Below are 26,694 nucleotides of genomic sequence, written 5' to 3'. Positions count from 1 at the left end.
TTTATAATACTTGTTAACCATTGTATAGCAATATGTTACAAACAATCATAACATGCTATACTTCATAAGACCCTTAAGAATTACGTTTTCTTCGCTTCTTCAGAAGTGTCTTCTTTCTTATCCTTTTCTTGCTGATCACCATTCGTAGTCTCAGCAATATTATTTTCATCAGAAGACTCTGCTTCATCCCAGTCAAAAGCCAGTCCATCTCTGGATTTATTCATTTTGATCTTGATGACTGAACCTTCGTTATGCTTGTTTTCAAGGAGCTCTTCAGCTAATGGGTCTTCGATATATTTTTGGATGGCCCGTTTCAGTGGACGTGCACCATATTTCTGATCAAAGCCCTTATCCGTTATGAACTCTTTGGCTGCTTTGGTTACCTCAACATCGAATCCAAGCTCTTTAATTCTGTTAAAGAGTTCCTCGTTCATAAGATCAATAATCTTGAAGATATCTGATTTCTCAAGAGGCTTGAAGGTGATGACATCATCAATACGATTCAAAAATTCGGGATTGAATACTTTCTTAAGAGCATCCTGAATAGTTGACTTCATTTTTGCATAATCAAAAGCGGAGTCGTCTGTATCAAAGCCAATACCTTTGCCCATATTTCTGATATCACGTGCACCGATGTTGGAAGTCATGATAATAATAGTATTACGGAAGTCTACTTTTCTACCTAAACTGTCCGTGAGAATTCCATCATCCAATACCTGAAGTAAGATGTTGAATACATCGGGGTGAGCCTTCTCAATTTCATCAAGAAGGACTACACTGTACGGCTTACGTCGAACTTTCTCAGTTAACACTCCGCCTTCTTCATATCCAACATAGCCCGGAGGTGCACCTACTAATCGGGAAACGGAAAATTTCTCCATATACTCACTCATATCAATACGAATGAGCGTATCCTCTTTATCAAATAGATACCTGGAGAGAACCTTGGCCATTTCAGTCTTACCAACACCTGTTGGTCCCAGGAATATAAAGGAACCAATAGGACGTGTAGGATCTTTGAGTCCGGCTCGGGTTCTTTGAATGGCTTTTGTAAGCTTGATAATGGCTTCTTCCTGACCAATAACTTTGCCGGAAAGACTTTCCTTCATTTTCAGAAGTTTCTGTCCCTCATTTTGGCTGATTTTGTTGACAGGAACACCGCTCATCATAGCGATAACGGAAGCTACATCGTCTTCCTCAACATCATAAACAATGTTTTCAGATTCTTTTTCCCATTCTTGTTGTGCTTTCTCAAGCTCTTCAATCAGTCTTTTTTCTTTATCCCGTAATCTTGCAGCTTCTTCAAAACGCTGCTTTTTGACCATGGAATTTTTTTCTTCTCCTGTTTTCTCAATTTCTTCTTCTAAGTCGATTATGTTTTGAGGAACATTAATGTTCGACAAATGAACTCTTGCTCCGGCTTCATCCAGAGCATCAATAGCCTTATCAGGTAAGAAGTGATCTGAGACATATCGGTCAGTTAATTTTACACAAGCGTCAATAGCTTCATCTGTATAGTGAACACTGTGGTGCTTTTCGTATTTAGATTTAATTTGGTTTAAAATCTCTGTGGTTTCTTCCGGAGTTGTTGGGTCAACCATGATCTTTTGAAAACGACGCTCCAAAGCACCGTCCTTTTCAATAAACTGACGATACTCATTTAAGGTTGTAGCTCCAATAGCCTGAACTTCTCCCCGAGCCAAGGCAGGCTTCAACATATTCGAAGCATCAAGTGAACCACTGGCACCGCCGGCTCCAACAATAGTGTGAAGTTCATCAATGAATAGAATTACATCTTCTGTTTTTTCGAGCTCAGTCATAACTGCTTTCATGCGCTCTTCAAACTGACCACGGTATTTAGTACCTGCTACAAGTGCCCCAAGATCTAAGGCAATGACTCTTTTATCATATAGCACGCGCGAAACTTTGCGTTCTACAATTCGGGTGGCAAGCCCTTCGGCAATGGCAGTTTTACCAACGCCCGGTTCACCAATAAGTACGGGATTGTTCTTTTTGCGCCGACTTAGAACCTGCGCTACTCGCTCAATTTCTTTTTCTCGCCCAATAATTGGATCAAGTCCGCCTTCTTCAGCAAGTTCAGTTAAATCGCGACCAAAATTATCGAGTACAGGTGTTTTTGATTTTTCCATTTTCTTTTCTCTGGAACTCCCTGATCCGGATGGACCTTTTGAAGTGGAAGCACTCGCTTTCATAGAAGATGAATCTTTTTGATCATCGCGAGACTTGCCTGATATTATTAAATCCAGTTCTTCACGAACTGCATCATACGAAATGCTAAACTGTTGCAATATTTGAGCGGCTATATTCTCATCATCTCTTAACAGAGAAAGAAGCAGGTGCTCAGTTCCTATGGTGTCACTTTTGTAGAGTTTAGCTTCCAGGTACGTAATTCGAAGAACTTTTTCGGCCTGTTTGGTAAGTGGAATATTTCCCACTTGTACTGAGCCTCCGGTTCCTCGAACGGTATCTTCAATTGTTTTTTTGAGTTTGAAGAGATCGCAGTCTAAATTTTTGAGAATGCGTACTGCTACTCCATCGCCTAATCGAACAATTCCTAATATTAAATGCTCCGTTCCAATGTAGTCGTGTCCTAACCTGAGAGCTTCCTCTCGGCTAAATTGAATAACATCGCGAACTTTGCTTGAAAAATTTCCCTCCATCTGACGTATTCCTTAGTCTTTTTTATAAAATAATATCTTTGTTGTTTGAGTAAAAAAACGAGTTAAATAAAGCTTTAGTTCATCACTGCTTCAAGGTAGTAGCGCGGTAAAGTAAATGCAAACTAAATGCCAAAGTGAAGAATTAAAATAAAGATGTACCGGACATCTCTTCAGGCTTCTCAATTCCCATAAGTTTCAATAAAGTAGGAGATACATCTGCCAAAATGCCATCACGCATAGTAATTTCTTTCGGGGAGTTTACAATAATAGCCGGGACTAGAGCAGTTGTATGAGCGGTGTGTGGACTTCCGTCTTCATTAATCATGCAATCGGCATTGCCGTGATCTGCTATAATAAGCGAACGATATCCATGATTGTTTGCAACTTCAATTATTTTTTTAAGCTCCCTATCAATCGTTTCAACAGCTTTGATAGCCGCTTCCATCACGCCGGTATGCCCTACCATGTCGGGGTTTGCATAATTGAGTACTACAAATTGGTATTCTTCTGATTGTAGTTTTTCAACCAAGGTATCGGTGACTTTCTCGGCACTCATTTCAGGTTGAAGATCGTATGTTGCAACTTTTGGGCTTGGAATTACCACTCGATCTTCGCCTTCGTTGGGTGCTTCAATTCCTCCATTAAAAAAATAGGTTACATGTGGATACTTCTCAGTTTCAGCAATACGAAATTGTTTTAATCCTTGCTTACTGATCCATAGACCCATTGTATTTGGGAGCGTTTGAGGGGGATAGGCCACTCTCGCAAAATCGAATGTTTTATCGTAGGAGGTAAATGTAGTGTAATGCAGGTTCAAATCCTCCACTTCAAATTCATTAAAACCAGGTTCATTCAATGCACGGGAAATTTGGCGTGCCCGATCTCCCCGAATGTTATAAAATAAAACTGCATCTCCTCTTTCAATTCGGGAATCAGGGGAATCATTCAGAACAATTGGCTTAATAAATTCATCAGTAATACCATTATCGTATGAACTTTGAAAAGCTTCTTGGAAAGAATCGAATTTTTCTCCTTTTCCATGAACCAGTAAATCATGTGCTTTTTTGATACGCTCCCAGCGGTTATCACGATCCATGGCATAATATCGGCCTATTACAGATGCGAGTTCGCCAACACCAATATCTTCTGCTTCTGAAAGAAAGGATTTAGCATAATCGATGCCACCATGAGGAGATGTGTCTCGCCCGTCGGTAAAAGCGTGAATATACACATTATCAATTTTGTGCTTCTTACACAGCCGGAGAAGTGCGAATAAATGGTCGTTATGGCTGTGGACACCTCCATCTGAAAATAAGCCCATGATATGGATCTTATTTTTCTCTTTAGCCTTTTCTATAGCCTCAAGGAGATGTTTATTTTCAAAAAACGAACCGTCTTTAATGGCTTTATTAATTCGGGAAAGCTCCTGCCAAACAATTCTGCCGGCACCAATATTAAGGTGCCCCACTTCAGAATTACCAAACTGTCCGTTCGGAAGACCTACATTTTCTCCGCTGGCAGACAGTTTTGAGTGTGGATTTGTTTGGAAGAGCGAATCAATGAAAGGGGTGTCAGCTTTATCAACGGCGCTAACTGATGGATCTTCAGCCAACCCGAATCCGTCCAAAATGACAAGTAATGCTTTTGACTCAGGGTTGGTCATCCAATTTATTTTATAAGTTATTTACGTACTTGGTAAGCTGAGCTTTTTTACGGGCTGCGTTATTTTCGTGAATAATCCCTTTCACACTCATTCTGTCGAGGTAAGAAACTGCTTCTTTCAGTGCTTTTTCTGCTTCTTCTTTATCAGAGATTTCGTACACTTTTTTAATCAGTGATCTCATTTTAGAACGACGGCTGCGATTATGTTTTCTGCGCTCTTCAGCCTGGCGAACTCTTTTCTTTGCTTGTTTGGTTATTGGCATTTCGAAATATGCTTTTAGAATTAATTATTCCTCGAAAATTTTCGAGATTCCAAAATTAAGAGTTATGGAAATATTAAACAAGAAATGATTGAATAATTAACAATATAAGTTTAATTTAGCTGATCTGTATGATAGTGGTAATTGATGGGCCGGCAGGATCCGGTAAAAGTTCAACAGCAAAAGCCGTAGCGGCGCAACTTCAGATTCAATTTCTTGACTCGGGAGCATTGTATCGTGTGGCTACGCTAATATATTTGAACTCTCAAAAAGATTATCCAACGTTCTTTGATCAGCTTGAAGAAACTGAGATTTCCTTTTATTTCAAAGAAAAAAAATTCCATGCGTTCATAGATGGTCGCGATGTAAGTGATGAGATACGAAGTATGGAGGTTTCTGAGAATGTAAGTGAGGTTGCCTCAAATCCACGGGTGAGGACATTTATTAATGAACTCATGCGAGAAGCTGTCAAACATGATGTATATATAGCTGACGGCAGAGATTTGGGAACCGCCGTATTTCCGGATGCAGATCTTAAATTTTTTATGATCGCAGATTTGGAAACCCGGGCTGAACGAAGATACAGGGAAGTCAAGGAAAGTGATATGAATGTGACGCTTGATGAAGTGAAACAAAATATTACTGAAAGAGATGACAGAGATTCCAACCGAAGCTCCGATCCTCTTAAAAAAGCCGATGATGCTATAGAAGTGGATACTTCAACTATGATGTTTGAAGAACAAGTCGCTTTTATAAGCAACAAAATCGAAGAACTAATATCATCACAGAACAAAACTTAAATTTTAACTTATCCCACAGTTGAAAGTCAATTGTGAGGTAAACCCATAACCAATACATAATGACAGAAGAAGTAAAACAAGAAAATCAAGAACAAGAAACAGCCGAAGAGCAAGTTGAAGAAACTGCAGAAAAAGTAGAAAAAACGAACTCTGAAGAGCAGGAAGAAGCAGCTGAAGTTGAAGAAACTACGGATGCCGAAGCGGTTGAAGAGAATGAAGATGAAGTAACTGCTGAAGAAGAAGTTACTGAAACAAGTGAAGAAGAAACTGCTGAATCAACTCAAGAAGAAGAGGCTGAAGAAAAGAGAGAAGAAGCTCTTACTCATGTATACTCCGGTGATGTTGAAGGAGATGTGTACAAGCTCGAAGATCTGCAAAGACCATCTGATGAATATTCTGATGATGAGTATAATGAGATGGTGGGGATGTATGAAGATACCCTCAACGAAATTGAAGAAAAAGAAATTGTACAAGGACGTGTAGTCTCAGTTGATGAGAAATATGTTGTTGTAGATATTGGATTCAAATCTGAAGGTATTATCCAGGTTAATGAATTTACTAATGAAGCCCTGGAAGAAATGGAGCCGGGCGATGAAATTGAAGTATTCCTGGATAGAGTAGAAGATAAAGAAGGACAACTGATCCTTTCTCGCCGTAAGGCAGATATTCTGCAGGCATGGGAGAAAATTGAATCCTCTCATGAAGATGGTGAGATTCTTGAAGGATATATTAAACGTCGTATTAAAGGCGGTATGGTTGTTGATGTCATGGGCATCGATGCTTTCCTTCCCGGTTCACAAATTGATGTACGTCCGGTCAGAGACTTTGACGCTTATGTTGGCAAGACCATGGAATTCCAGGTTGTTAAACTCAACATGGCTGCTGAAAACGTAGTTGTTTCTCACCGTGCTCTAATCGAATCTGATCTTGAAGAACAGCGCGAAGAGATTCTCGAAACTATTGAAGCCGGACAGGTTCTTGAAGGAGCTGTTAAAAATATTACTGACTTCGGTGTATTCATCGATCTTGGTGGTGTTGACGGCCTGTTGCACATTACAGACCTATCTTGGGGTCGTGTAGATGATCCAAATGAAATCGTATCGCTCGATCAGCGCATGAACGTAGCTGTTATCGACTTTGACGAGAAGAGCAAGCGTGTTTCTCTTGGATTGAAACAATTACAACCACATCCATGGGAGAAAATCAACGAGAAGTATCCTGAAGGTAATAAAGTTCAGGGTCGCGTTGTTTCCATAGCTGATTACGGTGCGTTTATTGAACTTGAGAAAGGCGTTGAAGGATTGATTCATATTTCTGAAATGTCTTGGACACAGCATATTAAGCATCCATCTCAGTTGGTAGAAAAAGATGACATCATCGAATGTATTGTCTTGAATATCAATGAAGAAGAGAAGAAAATTTCTCTTGGTGTTAAGCAACTTGAGGAAGATCCTTGGGCAGATATCCTTGATCGATTCCCTGTTGGTTCCAAGCACACCGGTGTGGTTCGAAACCTTACCAACTTTGGAGTATTCGTTGAACTTGAGCCCGGTATTGACGGCTTGATTCACGTTTCTGACCTAAGCTGGACTGAGAAAGTAGATCACCCAAATGAAGTGGTTGAAAAAGATCAGGAAATCGAAGTAGTAATTCTCGGTGTCGATTTTGATAACCGACGAATCACACTTGGCCACAAGCAAGTGGAAGAAAACCCTTGGAAAAAATATGCTGAAGAGTACGCTCCCGGAAGTAAAGTTGAAGGGGAAGTTGTTAAAACAACCGATAAAGGCGTATTTGTTAAACTTCCATTAGGTGCTGAAGCATTCTTAAGCTATAATAAAGCTACTGAAGCTGAGCATAAAGAAGGAGATAAGGTTGAAGATGCTTTTGTTCTTAACTTTGATGAAAACAGCAAGAACATCGAACTAAGTCAGCTTGATTCAGATAAAACAAAGGCCAAAGAAGCCAAGAAAAAAGTTGAAAGTGCCAATACTGAAACCGGAGCTCCAACACTTGGAGAAATGTCTGGCCTTGCAGCACTGAAGAAAGACATGGAAGAAAAAGAAAAAGTAGAAGCTCAGGAAAAAGCGGATGCTGCCAAAGCAAAGAAAAAGGCAGAAGAAGAAAAAGAAGCTAAAGCTGAGAAAGAAACTGAAGCTAAAAAAGAGGAAGACGAAGACGCTTCTGATGAAGAAGAGTAATTCCCGAATTAGCTAAAGGTTATTAAAAAGCCCCGTTCATTAGCTTGAGCGGGGCTTTTTTAATGGGATATGATTTTTAAGGATGCTTATTGGTGAATTTCAAAAAATAGAAAGGCAATTTGGCAGGTAAAGAAACACTTACACCTTGCACCTAAAACCTTTCATCTCCTTTAGGGAACCTGAACCGTATTCATAATCTTAGTTACGATATCTTCCGGACTTATATCCTCGGCTTCAGCCTCAAAAGTTGGAATTATGCGGTGACGTAAAACATCCATCGCAATTGTCCTGACATCTTCAGGGGTTACGTATGCTCGGTGCTCCATAAAAGCATTTGCCTTTGAGGCAAGGTTTAAGTTGATGGTAGCACGGGGAGAAGCACCAAAACTGATGAGGTCTTCCAGATCATCAAGGTTATAATTTTTGGGCTTTCGTGTGGCAAATACCAGATCAACGATATACTGTTCTACCTTTTCATCCATGTAAATTTCGTTGATAGTTTGCCGGGCCTCAAGAATTTTTTCAGGACTTACCACTTTGTCGAGTTGTTTCTTTTCCCCGGTTCTTGCCTGCGCTCGCATAATCTGCATTTCTTCTTTCTCGGTAGGATAGTCGATCTTTAATTTCAACATAAAACGATCTACCTGTGCTTCCGGTAGCGGATAGGTTCCCTCTTGCTCCACAGGATTTTGAGTAGCAAGTACCAGAAATGGTTCATCCAGTTTGAAAGTAGTTTCACCAATAGTAACCTGTTTTTCCTGCATGGCTTCAAGTAAAGCACTCTGCACTTTAGCTGGCGATCGGTTGATCTCATCAGCTAAAATAATATTCGCGAAGATGGGACCCTTTTTAACCAAAAATTCGGCTTCTTTTTGATTGTATATGAGCGTCCCAATAAGATCGGCAGGAAGTAAATCGGGGGTAAACTGAATACGCTGAAAGGCAGTATCCAGCACAGTTGCTAAACTTGAAATTGTTAATGTTTTGGCTAACCCGGGTACTCCTTCAAGTAAAACGTGCCCGTTAGTTAATAATCCAACTAAAAGTCGGTCAATCATATACCGCTGACCAACTATTACTTTATCCAATTCATTTCGGATGTCGTCTATAAAAGCACTTTTCTGTTGAATTTTTTCAGTTAGTGCTTCCATGTCCACTGCGTATTCACTCATATTTCTTAAATTCTTTTTAGTATTAGCTTATGATATGACTATTTTTTCGCCTTAAAAAAGATATCAAATATAATAATTGAACATGGACGTTTTACAATCTTTTTTATTGGGGATTATTCAGGGGTTAACCGAATTTTTACCAATAAGCAGTTCCGGACATTTGGTGTTGGGAAAACAGATTTTAGGGGTTGAAGTTGAAACCGGTATAACATTTGAGATCGTCGTTCACTTCGGGACTTTATGCAGCATCCTTATTTATTATCGTAAGATTATTTGGGATATCATTGTATCGGGAGTAGGATTTATAAGATCACCGGCGCAAAAGAAAGAAGATCCAAAAGTAAAACTTATCGGGTTTATCCTGATTAGTATGATACCGGCTATGGCCATAGGATTTACCCTTGAAGATCAAATTGAGGCTATTTTTTCGTCTCCACTCTTGGTCTCAGTAATGCTTATTGTAACCGGGCTCATTTTGTTTTCAACCCGTTTTGTTGGGGAGGTAGATAAAGAGGTCAACACCGCCCGAAGTTTCCTGATTGGAATAGCTCAATCATTTGCCATGATTCCGGGAATTAGCCGCTCTGGTTCAACTATTTCCGCAGCACTATGGCTTGGAGTGAAGAGAGAAGAGGCCGCAAATTTTTCCTTTCTTATGCTGATCCCTGTAATTGCAGGTGCCATGTTGCTAGAAGTTTCCGATTTGATTGAAGTGGGGCTATCAGATGCTGCACTCATCAATTTAGTGACTGGATTTTTAGCCGCTTTTATATCAGGCTACTATGCGCTGACGTATTTGATCATCATCTTAAAAAGAAAAGGGTTTCACTACTTTTCTTATTATTGTTGGGCCATAGGTGGAGTTGGACTTATTTATTATCTATCCGTGTAACTTTAAGTGAAAAATTCGAAAAATAGCACCTGAACTTCTTGAAGGCGGAGACAAATATGGGTACCTTTGTCGCTCATAAAATAAAAGAATTATGATCGTATATTTTTTCATCATGTTAGCTGTCTTGGCCGTTGGTTCGGCTTTGGCTATGGTTATCAACAAAAATGTGGTAAACAGTGCATTATTCCTTGTAGTGAATATGGTATCGCTGGCGGGAATTTTTCTCCTATTGAACGCCCAGTTTTTAGCTATTATTCAAATACTGGTGTATGCCGGTGCTATTATGGTGCTCTTCCTTTTTGTGATTATGTTATTGAATGTACAGGATGAAGAAAACCTTTTCGATAAATTCAGGGTGAAGTACTTTTTAGCATTTTTCCTGGCTATCGGAGTAATGGGGCAGATATTTTACAGCCTTGCCGGGGTTACCGATATGCTCCCCGCAATTTCAGAAAGCATGGCCACAGTTGGTACCGTAGAAGCAGTGGGTGATGTATTATATACCAAATACTTGCTTCCATTTGAACTTACTGCCGTTTTACTTACAGCTGCGGTAGTTGGTGCCTTAATGATTGCTCAACATAAAATTAAAAGAACGGAAGAGATTTAATTATGGTAGGAATTGATTGGTTTTTAGGCCTTAGTGCTATTTTGTTCACCATTGGAATTGTGGGAGTTTTAATTCGTAGAAATGCGATTGTGGTGTTTATGTGTGTTGAGCTGATGCTGAATGCAGTGAACTTGTCACTGATTTCATTTGCAAGTCACCATGGCAATATTGACGGACAGATGTTGGTATTTTTTGCATTGGCTGTTGCAGCCGCAGAAGCCGTAGTGGGATTGGCCATTATCATTGCAATCTTTCGAAATAATCTTACGGTAGATGTTAGCAAGATCAATTTACTCCGCTGGTAAATAAGAAATCAGTAGATAACGAGTATTTATAAGCCTTTTCGAAGTTAATTCGGAAAGGCTTTTTTAGTGTTTAATTGTCAGGCCAGTTAATCAAAAAAGATATCCCGCAGTAAAGTAAATTCCATACCCTTCCTCAGAAAAACCTACATCTCCTCTGAATATAAAGTTTTCGTTAAAGAAAGAACTGTTCCCGCCAAATCCGTAGGTGAATTTCAGATCATTGAAAACATTATCGAGTGTAGCATTGTTTGAGAATGTTCTGCCGACATCAAAAAATAAAGTCCCCCCAAGTTTTACACTGTATGCCGGAAATTCCCAAAGCCATGTACGTAATTCTGAATTCAATAGAATTGCATTATTATCTAAAAAACGGTTTTCGGGATAACCACGCATTGTTTTCTCACCCCCAATCTCAGCAAGTTTCCAATAGGGCAAATTTCCTGATGTATGTACAAACGAAAGTCGGTTGGCAAAGGTAATATTCCTCAATAAATGAAATGACTGGTAGGTTCGGATCTCAGTCTCAGCCCTTACAAAATTAGAATTACTACCAAAGGCTTTCTGACCAACCTCAATTCCTGCCTTGGCATAATTACCCCGAGTTGGATTAAATTCACTGTTCCGGTTTTCCCACACTATTCCACCTCCCAAAGACGCGGTTCTGAAATGATCTATTCCAAGAGGTGCCTGAATTCCTATAAGTCTACTATCATTGTTCCCAAATAGTGTTCGATAATCAAAGTTTACCGAAGTGTATACATCGAGCTTTGATTGGGATGATTTGTTGAAGATCGGGCTTCGCAGTATAACCTCAAATCCTGCCAAAAAAGATTGGTACAAGTAATAATCAGAATTGTCTTCGGGAGCATCTGGCAAAATTGTGTAATTACCAATACCATAATATTGGTTTTGCAGAAACCGGGATAGATAAATTTCAGTTGTTAAACGTCGGGTTGAATCAAAAACTTTTGGTTTATCATAGAAAATCGAAGAAGATATTACGCCTTTGGTAGAAGCAACCGCATTCAGATTCAGATATGAATAGAAAGGACGTATCCCATTTTTATAGTGATATCGACTTACGAGCCCACCACCTATGAGCCCCATATCTGAGTTATAAGCCAAAGCAGGCAGAAAGGCGACATCTACAGTGTCTGTGGACATTCCGTTGCCTGATAAAGGAGCTTGTGCTTCTAAAGTAAAAGGGAATACAAGGATCACTAAAAATAAAAGGAAAAAGCCGGTTTTTATCTTCCGGTGTGTGAGTTTGTTGCAATTCACTTATTCAATAATTGATGATAGGGAAGCTTTAAGCCCTGTTCAGTTAAGCTAAAACAAGAAGAAATTAAAGAAACGAGATTAAAGCAATACTACTAAACTGGCGATCAAAAATCCGAAAAGGATGAAAGCTAAAGCAGCACTTATCGGTGCGGTGAAACCGTCAGATTTAATTTCACGACCTTGCATAGTGAAAGAGGGCAAAATCAAGTCCATCGGATTCTTGGACGCGGCCGATAAACGCTTTGCAAGTTTTAATGAAACAGTCTCTGCAACCCCAAACAGCCTATTTGGAATCTTAACGAAAGCATATCGGACTACACCAGCCGGCTTTCTGTAGAACCAATCAGTATCAATTGAGATAGTTGAATCCACATTCAGATGATTTTTAAAGAACCAGAATCCAACAAAAGCCAATACCAGGATTTGTGTCATTTCAACGAAATTATAGACAGAGAATGGCTGGAAGTCGGTTGGGTAGGGAAGCTGGTTGTAGAGCAAATTAGGTGCTACTCCAAAAAGAATACAGAAGAAAGCCCCGATGCCCATGGCTACTTTCATGTTGGCTGGAATAGAAGAAACTTCAAATTCACTTTTCTTTTCAGCAAACCAAGTGTAGTAGGGTAGTTTTAGTCCGGTATGGAGAAATGTTCCTATCGTGGCGATGAGTAGCGATAATATAGGCCACTCCAAATGGGCATCACCCATTGCACCCGATATCATCGTTTTACTCACAAATCCATTAAGAAGAGGTGCACCTGAAATTGAGAGGGCACCGACCATATAGAGACCAATAATCAGCGGCATTTTCTTCGCAAATCCACCAAGCTCACTGAGTTTACTGGTTCCGGTTGAATAAATGACTGCTCCGGCTACCATAAATAGAAGTGATTTATACACAATGTGGTTGAAAGCGTGAGCGGTTGCACCATTGAGAGCCAGCTCACTGCCAATACCGATAGCCGTTACCATATAACCGATCTGACTGATAATACTGTAGGCCAGGATTTCACGAATGTCGTTGGCGAGCAGGGCATAAATAGTTCCATAGATAGCCATGATCACTCCTACCCAAATAAGGATTTCCCATCCGGGGAAAAGTCGTATCATCACGTACACGGCAGATTTGGTTGTCAACGCGCACATGAAAACTGCACCTGTAATAGTAGCTTTTGGATATGCATCTGCTAACCACGCGTGAAGCGGTGGAACAGCGGTATTAAGTGCCACTCCCAAAAGCATGAAAATGTTGGCTGTTGTGTAGGCAGGTTCAATACTCTCGATATATAAGGAACCACCGCTACTGAGATGTAATAAAATTCCTGTAAACAATAATCCCCCGCCAAAAATATGCACCAGCAAATAGCGCATTCCTGCTTTATCGGATTCTTGGGTTTCCCGTGCCCAAATCAGGTAAGAAGAAGCCGCGGCCATAATTTCCCAGAAGATAAACAGCGTGAAGAAATCCCCTGCAAATGTAACTCCTAAAGCACCACCTGCATAAGCAAGAGCTGAACTTTGCTGTCCAAGATCTTTAATGTGAAACGCATAAATACCCCCAATGAGGGTAATAAGAGCAAAAATAATCCCAAAAATTCGGCTTAATCCATCTACAGCCAACAGTTCTAATTCATAACTGGCAAAGGAGGTTTGAAGCAGGTTTCCTTCCGGCATAGTCCAAATCAAAGCCAAAGCCATGATCGGGAAAATCAAGAAGGCTGTATTTCGGGCACGCTCCGGTAGTAATGGAAGCACAAAAGCTCCTAAAATAAGAATAACAGCAGGGACAGAAAGAAGCTCAAGCATCATAATAGTCTTCGTCGCTTAAGATGAAAATTTTGCCTAATCCTTTGGAAATGAAAATCAAAGCTACACATCCGAGTCCGCCCCAAAGTGCATAAAATGCCGGAACATGATTCCACCAATGGGAGGCATAATCCGCCAAATATGTGAACTCCAGGATCAGGCTTGTAATAAGTAAAACACCAAGTGCTATCCAATGCCAGTTTTTCATAATTACAATCGATTAAAAATTGTGGATGCTACTGAAGTGGCCATATCAAAGAAATTGAAGAACAGATCGGGATTCAATCCAAATAAAATGGATAGAACGGCCGTGCTGAATAACGGAACTACCATAAATGGGGAGGCTTCTGTGTGGCCTTCCAACTCAGGGCCGCCTTTCCGGAAATACGCACGGTGAATGATGGGGAAGAAATATCCCACGTTTAACAAACCGCTGATCACTAATATAATCACGGGGAGCATCATTCCACCTTCCAGTGCTCCGGTAGCGAGATACCATTTACTTACAAATCCGTTTACAGGGGGAATTCCGGCCAGCCCCATGGATCCAATTACAAAAGCGGCCATAGTCCACGGCATCACTTTGGCAATTCCGTTGAGGTCGCTGATATTCTTTTTATGAAGATTAACCATAATGGCTCCAGCACAGAAGAAGAGGGTGATCTTCATGGTGGCGTGAAAGGAAATATGCATAATACTTCCGATCAGACCTGTTTCAGTCAAAAGGGCAACTCCCAATACGATATAGGAAAGGTGTCCTACCGTAGAGTATGCCAGTCGGCGTTTCAAATTATCTTGTGCAAAGGCGAGGAGAGAAGCCACGATTACGGTAATTCCGGCAAGTACCATCAAAATTTCATTAAGGCCGAATTCCGCCATTACCTCGGGGCCAAAAATAAATCCAACCACTCGGATCACCCCGAAAACACCGGATTTTACCACGGCTACGGCGTGAAGTAAGGCACTAACGGGAGTCGGAGCCGCCATTGCAGAAGGAAGCCAGCTATGCAGCGGCATGATACCGGCTTTCACTCCAACGCCACCCAGAAATAAAATGAAGATGGTCACAGCCATGGTTTGGGAGAGCTCAACGCCTTCAAAGATTCCACCGGCCTGAAAGTCAAGGGTTCCGGTGAGCGAATAGGTAATTCCAGCAGCGGCGATTAATAGTAGTCCGGCCGTTAAAGTGTAGGTTAAATACTTGCGCCCGGCTGCAATACCCTTTTTGGTTTCACTGTGGATAACCAGTGGGTAAGTAGCTAACGTCAGCATCTCGTAAAAAATGATAAAGGTCAACAGGTTGCCGGAAAAGGCGATGCCGATGGTGGAACTCAAACAAATAGCAAAGCTGGCAAAGTAGCGGGTCTGCTTTTTCTCGTGGTGACCCCGCATATATCCGATAGAATAGAAAGAAGTAAAGATCCAAAGTCCGGAGGCAATGAGTGCAAAAAATACGCCGAAAGTATCTGCTTTGAGCACCAGTGGTAGGTTCGGGGCAATTTCAAGCAGCTCCAGTTCAATGGTATTTCCTTCAAGTGCTGAGGGCAGTAACGTAAGCACCAGCAGGAATTTGATCACTCCGGCAAGGATTGTCCAGAACTCACGGAGATTCGGTTTTTTCGAACTCAGCAAGATGAACGGCACTGCAGCCAGCGATACCAAAACAGCATATAAAGGGATGTACGTAAGATCCATCGTTATTTATCTATTTAAAATCCTGCCGGAAACATGGTGAAAATTACATTTACGATATAGGCGTTAAAAATACCTACCAATAATAGCCCGGTCGCCATCACGGCCATAGGGAACATCATGCTGAAGCCGACTTCATCTTGTTCGAGAATTTCGGTTTCTTCGGATGATTCCGTTTCGGGATTGTTCAGATATACTTTTTCTAAAATTCGAAAGAAATACACGGCGTTCAGCAGTGAACTGATCAAAATGACGGCAAGTAACAGCCAGTTGCTGTTATCGATGGTTCCCAGTGCCAGGTACCATTTGGAAAAGAATCCGGCAAGTGGGGGAAGACCGACCATGGAAATTGCCGCAGTGGTAAAAGCCGCCATCGTCCACGGGTACTTCTTGCGATAGCTGTTATCAAATTTCGTAATGAGGGAATGTCCTTCTTTAAGCCTCATACTTCCGGAAACGAGAAAGAGCAGAGCCTTCATCATGGCGTGATTTAAAATGTGCAGCACGGCTCCAATAAACCCAAACGGATTGGCCAAGCTGATTCCCATGATAATGTAGCCAATCTGTGAAACCGAGCTATATGCCAGCATTTTCTTTAATTCACTTTGTGCGATGGCCATGATGGAACCGTACAGAATTCCAATTCCTGCAAAAACTCCAATGATAGTAGTGACCGGGAGTTGCTCGTCGATCAATTCAACCCCAAATAAAAACAGTACGACTCTGAATAAAATATACGCCGCTACTTTTGTCCCGATGGGAGCGATCAAAGCAGAAGAGGTTGAAGATGCAAAGGTATAAGAATCCGGCAGCCATCCGTGTAGTGGGAATAAAGCAGCTTTCACCCCAACACCGACTATCATTAAAATAAGTGCTGCGATTACCGAAGAATGTCCAATCACCATTGGCAGCATCTCGTGCATGTCAATGATATTCAGCGTACCGGTGACGGTATATAAAAATCCAACGCCCAATAAATAAAGCGAACCACCCACAGTTCCAATAATCAAATACCTAAAAGCGGCATAAGGAGCACGTTTCTCTCCAATGGCAATCAATGCATAACTGGAGAGGGAGGAAATTTCGAGAAATACGTAAAGGTTGAAAAGGTCGCCGGTGAGTACCATCCCGTTGAAGCCGAGCATCAGCAGCATGGATACGGTGTAGTAGGCCATTTTCTTTCCGGGGAATTCAACCTTGCTGATTTCTTTGGAATGAATGAGCACTAAAAAGGCAATGGCGTTGATAACTAATACGATGAAAGCGGCTAAGCCATCATACACAAATTCGATTCCGACCGGAGGCATCCATCCACCAAAAAAATAACGGATAGTCTCACCGGTTTGGATGAGGTGCATCATTCCCCAGGCAGAGAACAAGGTAGCAATACCGGTACCGAGCAGACTGAGGTGCCAGACGATCTCACGCTTCCAGAGCCCAATCACTGGAATCAGAATCGCAAACAAGATGTATGTGACGGGTATTAACGCCGGTATTTCGGATCCGATCATTGAATCTTATCTAAAAGTTCTTCTTCGTTGAGGGTGCCGTAGCGATTGTAAATATTGATAATCAGTGCGAATGCCACACCCAACGTTGCTACACCCACTACAATAGCGGTAAGCATCAAAGTGTGAGGTAAGGCGTTCATATAATTGGCTGCTTCACTGACAGGAAGTCCGTAGGCTTTAACAGGCACGGTAGCTCCTTCCTTCATGGCTACAGATACAAAAAATAAGATCACACCGGCCTGAAAAATGGACAGCCCGATGGTTTTTTTCACCAAATTCTTTTTCATCAGCATTCCGTATAAACCGATGGCTAAAAGGATGATCGTAAACCAATACGCATAATGTCCCAGAAAGAAATCAAGCATAGTATTCTCCTTTAACCATGTTATCGTAAATCAAAACAAGGACGGTCATTACGGTGAGTCCAATTCCTAATTCGATGATCAAAATGCCCCAGTAACGTAAGTCGGCGGCTTCAAGACCCGGTATGGGTAGTTGTTCATAGTCAAGGAAATATCCACCTGTAATTATGGCTACCAGTCCGGTTCCAAAATAGATCAAGACACCGAGTGCGGCATAGGGAGTTGCCAAATAATCTTTGAATTGAAGACTCGCAATTTGGGTGCCGCTGGCAATTCGAATCAACAATAGGGAGGCCGCCAACAAAGTTCCACCCTGGAATCCTCCACCTGGAGAATAATGTCCGTGGAAGATCACATAAAACCCAAATACCATGATGTATGGGCTCAAAAACCGGGTTCCATATAAAATGATTGGGCTTGGAGATCTATTTGTCATTATCTTCTCCTTCCTCTTCCTTTCGGTTTCTTAGTAACAGAAATACGATGAGTCCTGCGGTAAAGATCACAATTTGTTCTCCCAGCGTATCAATACTACGATAATCGCCCAATATTACAGTAACGATGTTAGGGGTGTGGGCATCGTTGTAAGCCTCTTGAATGTAGTAGTTACCGGGTACTTCCGTTCCGGTCATGCTTACTTCTTGATTCATTTGATTATCGGGATTTCCACGATACGGCAAATCCGATGCCGCAAAAAGTAGCACAAGAGTAAACGCTATGATTAAAAGTAATTTAAGGTACTTCAATCTTCTGTTGTATAAGTGGTTTGATAAATTGCGACGACTAACAAAATTCCGGTTACCCCGGCGCCAACAACGGCTTCTGTAAATCCTACATCAACGGCGCCCATGGTGGTAAATAATAAAGCCATGAGAAAACTGAATGCAGTCAACATGACTGCTGCAACCAGCAAATCCTTTGATTCCAGCGCAATAACAGCTGTTATCAATAAAAAGATGAATAATATGAGTTCAAGTTCCCAGAACATCAGCTGTCGTTGGTTTCTTCATTTTTCTTGTTCAAAGTAGGCTTCAATCCTGCGTGTAAAGCAGCTCGGGCTAAGGCATGTGCACCTACGGGATTTGCCAACAGGATAAATAATAGAATCAAAAATAGTTTTCCACTGTTGATGGTCAATCCTTCAAATATGATGAGACCTATAATCACCAGCATCATTCCCAGCGTATCACTTTTACTGGTGGCATGAGTGCGTGAGTAAAAGTCAGGCAGACGAATAATGCCAACGCTTCCAATCAGTAAAAAGAAAATACCGGCCGCTACAAAAACTATGGTCAATATGGAGGTTATATCAATCATCGAAGCGCAAGTTTACATTATCGGAGGAGAAATATTTTGCAATCACCAGAGAACCCACAAAACCAAGAATGGCATAAGCGAGAGTGATATCAATAAACATACCGATTCGATCGAATACATAACCGATCAGGCAGATCAATACAATAGTTTTAGTGGCTATGGCATTGGTTCCAACCAGCCGGTCAAAAACTGTAGGCCCTTTTACAACACGATAGGCAGGAACGGCAATAATAGCAGTTAAAATAACAGCACTATATAGGAAAAAGGATTCCATCAGCTCAGTTCCTCCTTACTTTGCAGTACTTTAAAATCTGAGACTACCGGTTGAATATCAGTGGTAAACAATTTTAAAACTTTTTGAGGCATAGTATCACTGGCTATGCCTTCGAATGAAACCGGCGAAATTGCATGAACGATAAATTCATCCCCGTTGATGTCTACCGTAAGCGTTCCCGGTGTGAGTGTAATTGAATTTCCTAAAATCATTTTGCAATGGGGATTGGGGAAATCGACTTTAAAACGGACTACTGAAGTCTCGATAGGTAAAGAAGGGCTCAATAAAATTTTGGCAACTTGAATCCCTGAGATAACAATCTGCAATAAAAGCCATCCAAAATAGTAGGGGACATATAAAAAACGCAGATCCTTAATAATGTCTGTTTCACCGGCGAAAAAGGAATGCGACTTCAACTTATAATTGATCGCCATTACAATACCCACACTGATAACCCCCATAATGGTATGAGTAATATCAAAGAAGCCACTCATGATATACCAAAAAGCCATCAGGCTCAAAAAAGAAACAATTAAGCTTTGAACAGATAATGATTTCAAGAGTTACGGGTATAGATGGTTAAGAATAAATTTTTGATGCTTTCAAACATACAAATTCTGATAATTACCTGAAATGAAAATCGACTTAAACTCGATACTATATTATATACCTTAATAAAGAGTGCAAAAATATGGCATATAAAATGTAATTTTTGTGAAAGCAGTTCCGAGTTGATGTCTGAAAAATTTATGAGCAATGAAAATTACAGACCTTCAATGGAATACATACCGAAGATCGACTTGTGGATAGAATGCCCAAAAACTTAAACAGACTTAAGTCGGGAGAATAAATATCCAATAATGAATAGCCAATATTCAATATCCAGGTGAATGGTGTTCATTGATTATTGGATGTTCGTACAATGATTTCATGTTTTTGAGCTTTAGGGGTAAATGGAAAAACACCATTTGCACCGCAGCGAACAACTTGTATATTCAGTGAGAACAAGAAGTAGTTTTGAAACCTATATCCACTAAAAAAACTGAAAACTATGACTACGACAATTATCCTGGTAGTAATCCTCGTTGTTTTGATTGCTTGGTCTATTGGAATCTACAACAAACTGGTTACGCAAAAGAATCGCTTAAAAAATGCATTTGCTCAAATTGATGTTCAGCTAAAGCGTCGATATGATTTAATCCCAAACCTGGTGGAAACCGCAAAATCATATATGTCGCACGAGCGGGAAACACTTGAGGCCGTTATCCAGGCCCGAAACCAGGCACAGCAGGCCGAAGAGAAGGTCGCCGATCAGCCCGATGATCCCGAAGCCATGCAAAACCTGATGGGTGCTGAGCAAACCTTGAGCAGTTCTTTGGGACGGCTATTTGCTCTCTCTGAAAACTACCCTGACTTGAAGGCCAACCAAAATATGATGCAGCTTTCGGAAGAGCTTACTTCCACGGAAAATAAAGTGGCATTTGCCCGGCAGGCTTTTAATGATGCTGTGATGAATTACAATACCTATCGCGAAAAATTTCCTAACGTATTGTTTGCAGGTGCTTTTGGATTTTCACCGGCGCAACAGTTCAAGATCGATTCCCCTGAAGAGCGGGAAGCACCAGAAGTATCATTTTGAGGCCATCGGTTTAGGATAACAAGATGGTTCTTTTCTGATATCACAAAAAACAATATTCTAAATTCAACGCTGTAGATGGATTTTTTTGAAGCACAGGATCGTGCAAAACGAAACACCGGGAAGTTGGTCTTTTTATACCTATTGGCCGTAACCGGTATCGTGTTTTCGGTGTACCTGGCTGTGACTCTTCTCTTTTATTCTCAAGGATTTTCAGGGGGAGTTTGGAACCCGGGATTATTTCTCATCGTAAGCGCAGTGGTTTTGCTGGTGATTTCCATTGGTACCTTATTTCGAATAGCTCAGCTTCGGAAAGGAGGATCGGCAGTGGCTGAAATGTTGGGTGGGCGAAAGTTGGAACCATCAACGACAAATCCTGCTGAAAAACAGCTTAGGAATGTGGTAGAGGAAATGTCGATTGCATCCGGTATCCCGGTTCCGGATGTGTATATCCTTGACAATGAGGAGAATATCAATGCCTTTGCTGCCGGATTGACTACTCAGGATGCTGCAGTAGGAGTAACCCGTGGCACTCTTGATCAGCTTGATCGGGACGAATTGCAAGGTGTTATTGCTCACGAATTCAGTCATATCTTTAATGGGGACATGCGCCTGAATATTCGGTTAATAGGAATTCTAAACGGCATTTTACTAATCCATATCATGGGGATGGTTCTCATCCGGGGCATGTTCTACTCGGGCGGTGTCCGTGTAAAAAGCAACCGAGATAATAACGGAGGCGGTAAGTCGAAATTAATAATTATGCTTTTTGGGTTGGCATTGATTGTAATCGGTTATATCGGAATGATTTTTGGCCGGATGATACAGTCGGCCATCTCACGGCAGCGAGAATACCTGGCAGATGCAGCCGCCGTTCAGTACACAAGAAATCCCGACGGATTAGCCGGGGCGCTCAAAAAAATATCAGAAAGTGCGGATGGGGCTAAAATCCAGGATGGCCATTCCATGGAAATGAGTCACTTGTTTTTTGCCAGCAGCTTTCACTCCTTTTTCGATAAACTCTATTCCACCCATCCCCCCATTGACAAACGTATTCAAGCTATCAGCCCGTCGCTAAGTTCTGATGATTCAAATAAAGCAAAACGAATACGAAAAAAATTCGAGCAGGATCATGTATCGGGTTCTAATGTAAGCGGTACCTCTGAAAGGGGAATAGGCGGACATGAAGCACTCACTCCAGAAGTTATATTGGCAACCATTGGTACGCTCAATTCAGATAATGTGAGTCAAGCCGGTAAGCTATTGGGAGAAATACCTGAAAAACTTGTTAAGGCCGCCCATGAACCATTTTCTGCCGAAGCATTAGTATACGCTCTGCTTCTAACCGCGGAAGAATCTGAAAAAACCTCAACACCGGCATGGCTGCATGAAAGTTTGGAGAACAGCCTGTCTGAGGAAGTGGAAAAGTTGACTTCAGAGCTTCAGGCAGGAAATCGAAAATGGTGCCTTCCGTTGGCTGAACTGTCCTTTCCGGCATTGCGGCAGATGAGTGAAGGTCAGTATAAATCCTTTCGCGGTACGTTGAAAAAGCTGGCAGAAGAAGGGGACAGTATCTTTTCATTTGCCATCGAAAAACTCATTCAGCGACAACTTGATACTGCATTTGCAAAATCAAAAGACCCCAAGATTCGGCATCATCATCTAAAAACACTGGGAGAGGAGATATCGGTTCTGCTTTCTGCGCTGTCTTATATTTCGGATGAGGACCCGGAGTCAGCCTGGCAAAACGGACTAAAACCCATCGAAAAAGTAATGCCGGATAATATTCGATTTTTACCAAAAGATGAATGTGGGTTAGGTCGGCTCAATACAGCCATAGACGAAATTGCGACATCGGCAAATCCGGTGAAGAAATATGTTGCAAGCGCGATGATTCATTGTGTGGTTGCCGATAAGAAAATTACAGTGAGAGAAAAAGAAATGCTGAGGGCGATTACAGTGTCGATTGGTTTTCCAATTCCGTTGGGAGCGATGATGGATGATAGATGATTTGTGAATTAGGCTTGATTCGATAGGTTTGCCCTTATTTTCTGAGATAAACTTCACAGGATAGTTACAATAGAAATCTCAGCTATCCCAAAATCATATATAATGTAGTTCAAAATTCAATGATCCGTGTTCTATATTCGATATTCATCCCGCATGCTAATTTTCTAAAAATTCAGTTGAAACGCTCTTTACCTTGCTGAAGTTTTTTGTATCTTTGCCATCCATTTTGGAACCGCAGTTATGTGGTTCACATTTTTAAAGCAATTAAATAAAGTTTAATAGATGGAATCCGCTGCGGCGTTATTTACACTCATTATTGCTCTTCCATTGCTTGGTTTTCTTTTTAACGGGATTATCGGGCTCTTTGTAGAAAATTACCGTACCAAAAAACATCTGATCGGCATCATTGCCAATACAGCGGTTTTTATTCCATTTGTGATTGCGGTGTATTTCTTCCTGAATATGAACGCCGGCTCCGAAGCCGTAGTCTACAAGCTTTTTACCTGGATGGAAGCCGGAAACTTCAGCGTAGATATTGCCTATCGGGTCGATCAACTTTCTATTTTGATGACCCTTGTTGTGACAGGTGTTGGATTTTTGATCCACCTGTACTCAATGGGATACATGGCCGATGATGAGGGATACTGGAAATTCTTTGCCTACCTGAACCTCTTCATCTTTGCGATGTTGAACCTGGTTCTCGGAAATAACCTCTTGCTCTTATTCCTCGGATGGGAAGGGGTAGGCGTTTGTTCGTATCTACTCATTGGTTTCTGGTACACCGATATGGCCAAATCCGATGCCGCAAAAAAAGCTTTTATATATAATCGTATCGGTGACTTCGCCTTTTTAATTGCCATGTTCATGGTTTTTCAAACCGTTGGTAGTCTTAGTTTTGATGCGATTCTTGGAAATCTCGATGCCTTCTCAAGCGAATACATTTTCGGAATTGGTTTTTTGATGTTTATCGGAGCAACCGGTAAATCAGCCCAAATTCCATTGTTTGTATGGCTGCCTGATGCCATGGCCGGCCCGACTCCCGTTTCTGCACTCATTCACGCGGCTACGATGGTAACTTCCGGGATTTATTTGATCACCCGAATGTCGCCGATGTTTGTGATGTCGCCGGAAGTGATGTTGATCATTGCAGTTATTGGAGCACTTACAGCTATTGTTGCGGCCACTATTGCCATCACCCAAAACGATATTAAAAGTGTACTGGCCTATTCCACGGTTTCTCAGTTAGGATACATGTTCCTGGCGTTAGGTTCCGGTGCGTTTACAGCCGCCATGTTCCACGTCGTAACGCACGCTTTCTTTAAAGCTTGTTTATTCCTTGGTTCTGGATCTGTGATTCATGCAATGCATCATGTAGAGCATGAGTTGGAAAACGAAGGCAAAGATGTGCATTTCGATCCACAGGATATGCGAAATATGGGTGGGCTTCGAAAATACATGCCATCTACCTACAAAACATTTTTGATCTCGACCATTGCCATTGCAGGTATTCCGCCATTAGCTGGATTCTTTTCTAAGGATGAAATTCTTGCCATGACTGCAAATGCCGGCGCGGGTGAATTTGGTCAGTATATGTATCTCACTCTTTTAGGGGTGGGGATGATCACTGCTTTCTTGACCGCTTTCTATATGTTCCGCCTCACACTGACCACTTTCCATGGAGAATTCAAGTTGGGTCAGCGATTTAAAGAAGCGATAGGGGCAGAGAAATATTTACATGAAAGTCCGGCTACGATGACTATTCCACTTTGGACCTTAGCCGTGCTTGCTGCCATCGGTGGGTTTATGGGAATCCCGAATTTTATTGTGGAAACCTTCACCGGAGAAACGGCCCATATCAATCTGCTGCACAACTGGTTGTATAATGTAGCCGCTGACTACGAACTTGTTCTTGCCAAGTCCATCAAGTGGGGCATCATGAGTCTTTCTATCGTTATTGCGGTAGCAGGAACGTGGGTTGCATTCAGAATGTATAACAACAATCAGCAATTGGAGTCGGATGCCACGCTGGCCGAACGATTTGGTGGCCTGTATCAAACCTGGCAAGACAAGTATAATCTTGATGAGGTCTATGAAGGTTTGATTTCTCGTCCGTTGGTGAAATTCTCTGATAAAGTACTCGCCGTTTTTGACATGAAAGTGGTAGATGGCATCGTAAATGCTACCGCAGGAACAGTTCGCTTGTTTGGTAGTCTGTTCCGATATGTTCAAACCGGAGTGGTTTCAAGCTATGCGCTGGCTTTTGTGATAGGCGTAATTCTTATTCTCTACTTAATGGTAATGTAATTTCCCAAATTAGTTGATGGAAACACTTTTAAATATCGTCATTTATTTACCGCTGGTTGGCATTCCGCTAATCGTATTGTCGAAGAATGAAACCACTCAAAAGTGGATCGCCTTGGTGGTGACGTCCATTACGTTTTTGATTTCATTACCACTCATGTTTGGCTTCGATGTCGCCAATTCCGGAACCGCTCAATTTGTAACTGAAGGCGGACGCCTTATCGAATCACTCGATATTAAATACCTGGTTGGTCTGGATGGATTGAGTTTACTGCTGTTTATGCTTACCACGTTTATGGGACCTATTGTTATTTTGTCTTCATGGACTTCAGTAAGTAAACACCTTGCTGGTTATTGGAGCATGTTGCTATTACTACAGACGGCTTCATTAGGAGTATTCTCTTCGCTCGACCTGATGGTCTTCTATGTATTTTTTGAACTGTCGCTGATTCCTATGTATTTCCTGATTGGAATTTGGGGTGGAGCCGGACGTATTCAGGCGACCATTAAATTCTTTATTTATACACTGGTCGGCTCACTCATCATGTTGGTTGGCTTGATTTATCTCGGGTATGACGCCGGATACGCCATGGGAGGAGCAACAAAATTTACCACTGATTGGCGCTTTCTTTCCAGCGATATGTACACCATTGGATTGGTAGAACAAACCTATTTATTCCTGGCTTTTGCGTTGGCCTTCTGTATTAAAGTGCCGCTGTTTCCATTTCATACATGGTTACCGTATGCACACACTGAGGCTCCAACTGCCGGTTCCGTAGTACTTGCGGCCATCATGTTGAAGATGGGAACCTATGGTTTGATCCGCGTTTGTCTGCCGATCTTCCCGAATGCGTTCATGGAATTTGCCCCGTGGATGGCTACGCTCGCGGTGATCGGAATTATTTATGGTGCACTCGTGGCCATGGTTCAAAAAGATGTGAAGAAATTGGTTGCGTACTCCTCTGTGAGTCACTTGGGATTTGTGGTATTGGGAATTTTTGCACTGAATACAGTTGCTGTTCAGGGGGCCATCATACAAATGATTAACCACGGACTTTCAACTGGTGCACTTTTCCTTATTGTGGGAATGCTCTATGACCGCAGACACACTCGAATGATCAAAGACTTTGGCGGTATTGCCAAGAAAATTCCAGTGTTCACCGTCATGTTTATGATCGCGACTTTTGCGTCTATTGGTCTGCCAGGGCTTAACGGATTTGTAGGTGAATTTTTGATATTGAATGGTACATTTTTCTCTGAATTGTATAGTAACAAGACCTTTGCTGTTCTGGGGGCGACCGGTGTTATTTTGGCAGCAGTGTATATGTTATGGATGTTCCAGCGTGTAATGTTTGGCCCGATTACCAATAAGGAGAATGAGAAATTAATTGACCTTAACGGTCGTGAAATTGGACTGTTAATCCCCATGGTAATTTTTATGTTCTGGATTGGAATACGTCCCGTCGATTTCACCAAATATTCAGAAGCACAAGTAACGGAATTGATTGAAGCGTCTGAAGCAAAGAGTATGGCTGTGTTGGAAGAGGCTCGAAATGAAGAGCTGCCCGACTGGACTACAAAGTTTTACGATGTAAGTGAATCAGAATCACAATTCGCATCAACCGAATAATATTATGGCACAACCACTATCCGAATCCGATATCAATCAGGTTTTGAATTCTCTGGAAGGATGGGAATTTAACGATGACAAGATCAGCAAAGAATTTAGTTTCAATGATTTCAGTGAAGCCCTTGGATTTATCGTCCGCGTGGGGTTGGAAGCTGAAAAGCAGGTTCATCATCCAGAACTGTTTAATGTGTACAACACGGTGAAGATCAGCCTTAGTACCCATGATGCAGGGGGTAAAGTTACCCAAAAAGATGTGGATCTGGCCAAAGCAATAGAAAGCGTTTCATAAATTAG

25 protein-coding genes and 1 pseudogene are annotated in these 26,694 nt (G+C 41.5%); 10 read left to right on the top strand and 16 right to left on the bottom strand.

The features are described from left to right. Positions 1-80: 80 nt before the first annotated feature. The 3 genes from RI561_RS09550 to rpsT all read right to left on the bottom strand — a co-directional run bounded on the left by RI561_RS09550 (position 81) and on the right by rpsT (position 4,606). Positions 81-2,681 carry an ATP-dependent Clp protease ATP-binding subunit gene (locus RI561_RS09550; RefSeq protein WP_395080007.1) on the bottom strand — a complete coding sequence of 867 codons (2,601 nt, stop codon included), beginning with the start codon at positions 2,679-2,681 and terminating at the stop codon, positions 81-83. 142 nt (positions 2,682-2,823) lie between these two features. Continuing rightward, on the bottom strand, positions 2,824-4,344 hold the full coding sequence (gpmI, locus tag RI561_RS09545) for a 2,3-bisphosphoglycerate-independent phosphoglycerate mutase (RefSeq protein ID WP_395080006.1): 1,521 nt from the start codon (positions 4,342-4,344) through the stop codon (positions 2,824-2,826). A gap of 10 nt (positions 4,345-4,354) precedes the next feature. Further along, positions 4,355-4,606: a 30S ribosomal protein S20 gene (gene rpsT, locus RI561_RS09540; protein ID WP_395080005.1), complete on the bottom strand. Its 252-nt coding sequence runs from the start codon at positions 4,604-4,606 to the stop codon at positions 4,355-4,357. Between the two features lie 128 nt (positions 4,607-4,734). Here rpsT and cmk point away from each other — a divergent pair, with 128 nt between their 5' ends. Further along, positions 4,735-5,403, top strand: a complete 669-nt coding sequence (gene cmk / locus RI561_RS09535; RefSeq protein WP_395080004.1) for a (d)CMP kinase — start codon at positions 4,735-4,737, stop codon at positions 5,401-5,403. Positions 5,404-5,462: 59 nt separating this feature from the next. Further along, positions 5,463-7,604, top strand: coding sequence for a 30S ribosomal protein S1 (gene rpsA, locus RI561_RS09530; protein WP_395080003.1), 2,142 nt, complete (start codon positions 5,463-5,465; stop codon positions 7,602-7,604). 170 nt (positions 7,605-7,774) lie between these two features. Here rpsA and RI561_RS09525 read toward each other — a convergent pair. Beyond that, positions 7,775-8,788: pseudogene (locus RI561_RS09525) on the bottom strand (AAA family ATPase); the annotation flags it as partial. Positions 8,789-8,858: 70 nt separating this feature from the next. On the opposite strand from RI561_RS09525, the gene RI561_RS09520 reads away from it, so the two are divergent. From RI561_RS09520 to nuoK, 3 genes are all read left to right on the top strand, one after another. Next, positions 8,859-9,668, top strand: coding sequence for an undecaprenyl-diphosphate phosphatase (locus RI561_RS09520; protein ID WP_395080002.1), 810 nt, complete (start codon positions 8,859-8,861; stop codon positions 9,666-9,668). A gap of 91 nt (positions 9,669-9,759) precedes the next feature. Next, on the top strand, positions 9,760-10,278 hold the full coding sequence (locus RI561_RS09515; protein ID WP_395080001.1) for an NADH-quinone oxidoreductase subunit J: 519 nt from the start codon (positions 9,760-9,762) through the stop codon (positions 10,276-10,278). A 2-nt stretch (positions 10,279-10,280) separates the two neighbouring features. Then, positions 10,281-10,583 carry an NADH-quinone oxidoreductase subunit NuoK gene (gene nuoK / locus RI561_RS09510; protein ID WP_395080000.1) on the top strand — a complete coding sequence of 101 codons (303 nt, stop codon included), beginning with the start codon at positions 10,281-10,283 and terminating at the stop codon, positions 10,581-10,583. Positions 10,584-10,673: 90 nt separating this feature from the next. Here the strand turns inward: nuoK and RI561_RS09505 are convergent, their stop codons facing one another. The 12 genes from RI561_RS09505 to RI561_RS09450 all read right to left on the bottom strand — a co-directional run bounded on the left by RI561_RS09505 (position 10,674) and on the right by RI561_RS09450 (position 19,383). Then, positions 10,674-11,747 (bottom strand): BamA/TamA family outer membrane protein, encoded by a 1,074-nt coding sequence (locus RI561_RS09505; RefSeq protein WP_395079999.1) that lies wholly within the window; start codon positions 11,745-11,747, stop codon positions 10,674-10,676. 195 nt (positions 11,748-11,942) lie between these two features. Continuing rightward, positions 11,943-13,670, bottom strand: coding sequence for a Na(+)/H(+) antiporter subunit D (locus RI561_RS09500; RefSeq protein WP_395079998.1), 1,728 nt, complete (start codon positions 13,668-13,670; stop codon positions 11,943-11,945). Further along, positions 13,660-13,875, bottom strand: coding sequence for a hypothetical protein (locus RI561_RS09495; RefSeq protein ID WP_395079997.1), 216 nt, complete (start codon positions 13,873-13,875; stop codon positions 13,660-13,662). The genes RI561_RS09500 and RI561_RS09495 overlap by 11 nt, the downstream gene beginning before the upstream one ends. Before the next feature lie 2 nt (positions 13,876-13,877). Continuing rightward, a complete protein-coding gene (locus RI561_RS09490) occupies positions 13,878-15,362 on the bottom strand; it encodes a monovalent cation/H+ antiporter subunit D family protein (RefSeq protein WP_395079996.1) in 1,485 nt (494 codons plus the stop codon). A gap of 14 nt (positions 15,363-15,376) precedes the next feature. Next, positions 15,377-16,870 carry a complex I subunit 5 family protein gene (locus RI561_RS09485; RefSeq protein WP_395079995.1) on the bottom strand — a complete coding sequence of 498 codons (1,494 nt, stop codon included), beginning with the start codon at positions 16,868-16,870 and terminating at the stop codon, positions 15,377-15,379. Beyond that, on the bottom strand, positions 16,867-17,235 hold the full coding sequence (locus RI561_RS09480; protein WP_395079994.1) for a cation:proton antiporter subunit C: 369 nt from the start codon (positions 17,233-17,235) through the stop codon (positions 16,867-16,869). Before RI561_RS09480 ends, RI561_RS09485 begins: the two co-directional genes overlap by 4 nt. Beyond that, positions 17,228-17,668: an MnhB domain-containing protein gene (locus RI561_RS09475; protein WP_395079993.1), complete on the bottom strand. Its 441-nt coding sequence runs from the start codon at positions 17,666-17,668 to the stop codon at positions 17,228-17,230. Before RI561_RS09475 ends, RI561_RS09480 begins: the two co-directional genes overlap by 8 nt. Then, positions 17,658-17,978, bottom strand: a complete 321-nt coding sequence (gene mbhE / locus RI561_RS09470; RefSeq protein WP_395079992.1) for a hydrogen gas-evolving membrane-bound hydrogenase subunit E — start codon at positions 17,976-17,978, stop codon at positions 17,658-17,660. The genes RI561_RS09475 and mbhE overlap by 11 nt, the downstream gene beginning before the upstream one ends. After that, on the bottom strand, positions 17,975-18,220 hold the full coding sequence (locus tag RI561_RS09465) for a Na(+)/H(+) antiporter subunit B (RefSeq protein WP_395079991.1): 246 nt from the start codon (positions 18,218-18,220) through the stop codon (positions 17,975-17,977). Before RI561_RS09465 ends, mbhE begins: the two co-directional genes overlap by 4 nt. Further along, on the bottom strand, positions 18,220-18,549 hold the full coding sequence (gene mnhG / locus RI561_RS09460; RefSeq protein WP_395079990.1) for a monovalent cation/H(+) antiporter subunit G: 330 nt from the start codon (positions 18,547-18,549) through the stop codon (positions 18,220-18,222). Before mnhG ends, RI561_RS09465 begins: the two co-directional genes overlap by 1 nt. After that, the gene (locus tag RI561_RS09455) at positions 18,542-18,823 is read right to left on the bottom strand and encodes a monovalent cation/H+ antiporter complex subunit F (RefSeq protein WP_395079989.1); all 282 of its coding nucleotides are present in this window, start codon (positions 18,821-18,823) and stop codon (positions 18,542-18,544) included. Before RI561_RS09455 ends, mnhG begins: the two co-directional genes overlap by 8 nt. Beyond that, complete coding sequence (locus RI561_RS09450) at positions 18,823-19,383, bottom strand: Na+/H+ antiporter subunit E (RefSeq protein WP_395079988.1); 561 nt, start codon at positions 19,381-19,383, stop codon at positions 18,823-18,825. The genes RI561_RS09455 and RI561_RS09450 overlap by 1 nt, the downstream gene beginning before the upstream one ends. 491 nt (positions 19,384-19,874) lie before the next feature. On the opposite strand from RI561_RS09450, the gene RI561_RS09445 reads away from it, so the two are divergent. The 5 genes from RI561_RS09445 (at position 19,875) to RI561_RS09425 (ending at position 26,689) form a co-directional block, all read left to right on the top strand. Next, entirely contained in the window at positions 19,875-20,462 is a 588-nt protein-coding gene (locus RI561_RS09445) for a LemA family protein (RefSeq protein WP_395079987.1), read from the top strand. A gap of 75 nt (positions 20,463-20,537) precedes the next feature. Continuing rightward, positions 20,538-22,469, top strand: coding sequence for a M48 family metalloprotease (locus tag RI561_RS09440; RefSeq protein WP_395079986.1), 1,932 nt, complete (start codon positions 20,538-20,540; stop codon positions 22,467-22,469). Between the two features lie 282 nt (positions 22,470-22,751). Beyond that, the gene (gene nuoL / locus RI561_RS09435) at positions 22,752-24,773 is read left to right on the top strand and encodes an NADH-quinone oxidoreductase subunit L (protein WP_395079985.1); all 2,022 of its coding nucleotides are present in this window, start codon (positions 22,752-22,754) and stop codon (positions 24,771-24,773) included. A 16-nt stretch (positions 24,774-24,789) separates the two neighbouring features. After that, positions 24,790-26,400 carry a NuoM family protein gene (locus tag RI561_RS09430; RefSeq protein WP_395079984.1) on the top strand — a complete coding sequence of 537 codons (1,611 nt, stop codon included), beginning with the start codon at positions 24,790-24,792 and terminating at the stop codon, positions 26,398-26,400. Positions 26,401-26,404: 4 nt separating this feature from the next. Beyond that, on the top strand, positions 26,405-26,689 hold the full coding sequence (locus tag RI561_RS09425; protein ID WP_395079983.1) for a 4a-hydroxytetrahydrobiopterin dehydratase: 285 nt from the start codon (positions 26,405-26,407) through the stop codon (positions 26,687-26,689). The last annotated feature ends 5 nt before the right edge of the window (positions 26,690-26,694 follow it).

Origin of the sequence: Gracilimonas sp., from assembly GCF_031581265.1 — a bacterium.
In the GTDB taxonomy this organism is placed as follows: domain Bacteria; phylum Bacteroidota; class Rhodothermia; order Balneolales; family Balneolaceae; genus Gracilimonas.
The sequence above is the reverse complement of the archived record's forward strand: the minus strand, read 5'-3'. Positions and strand labels throughout refer to the sequence as shown.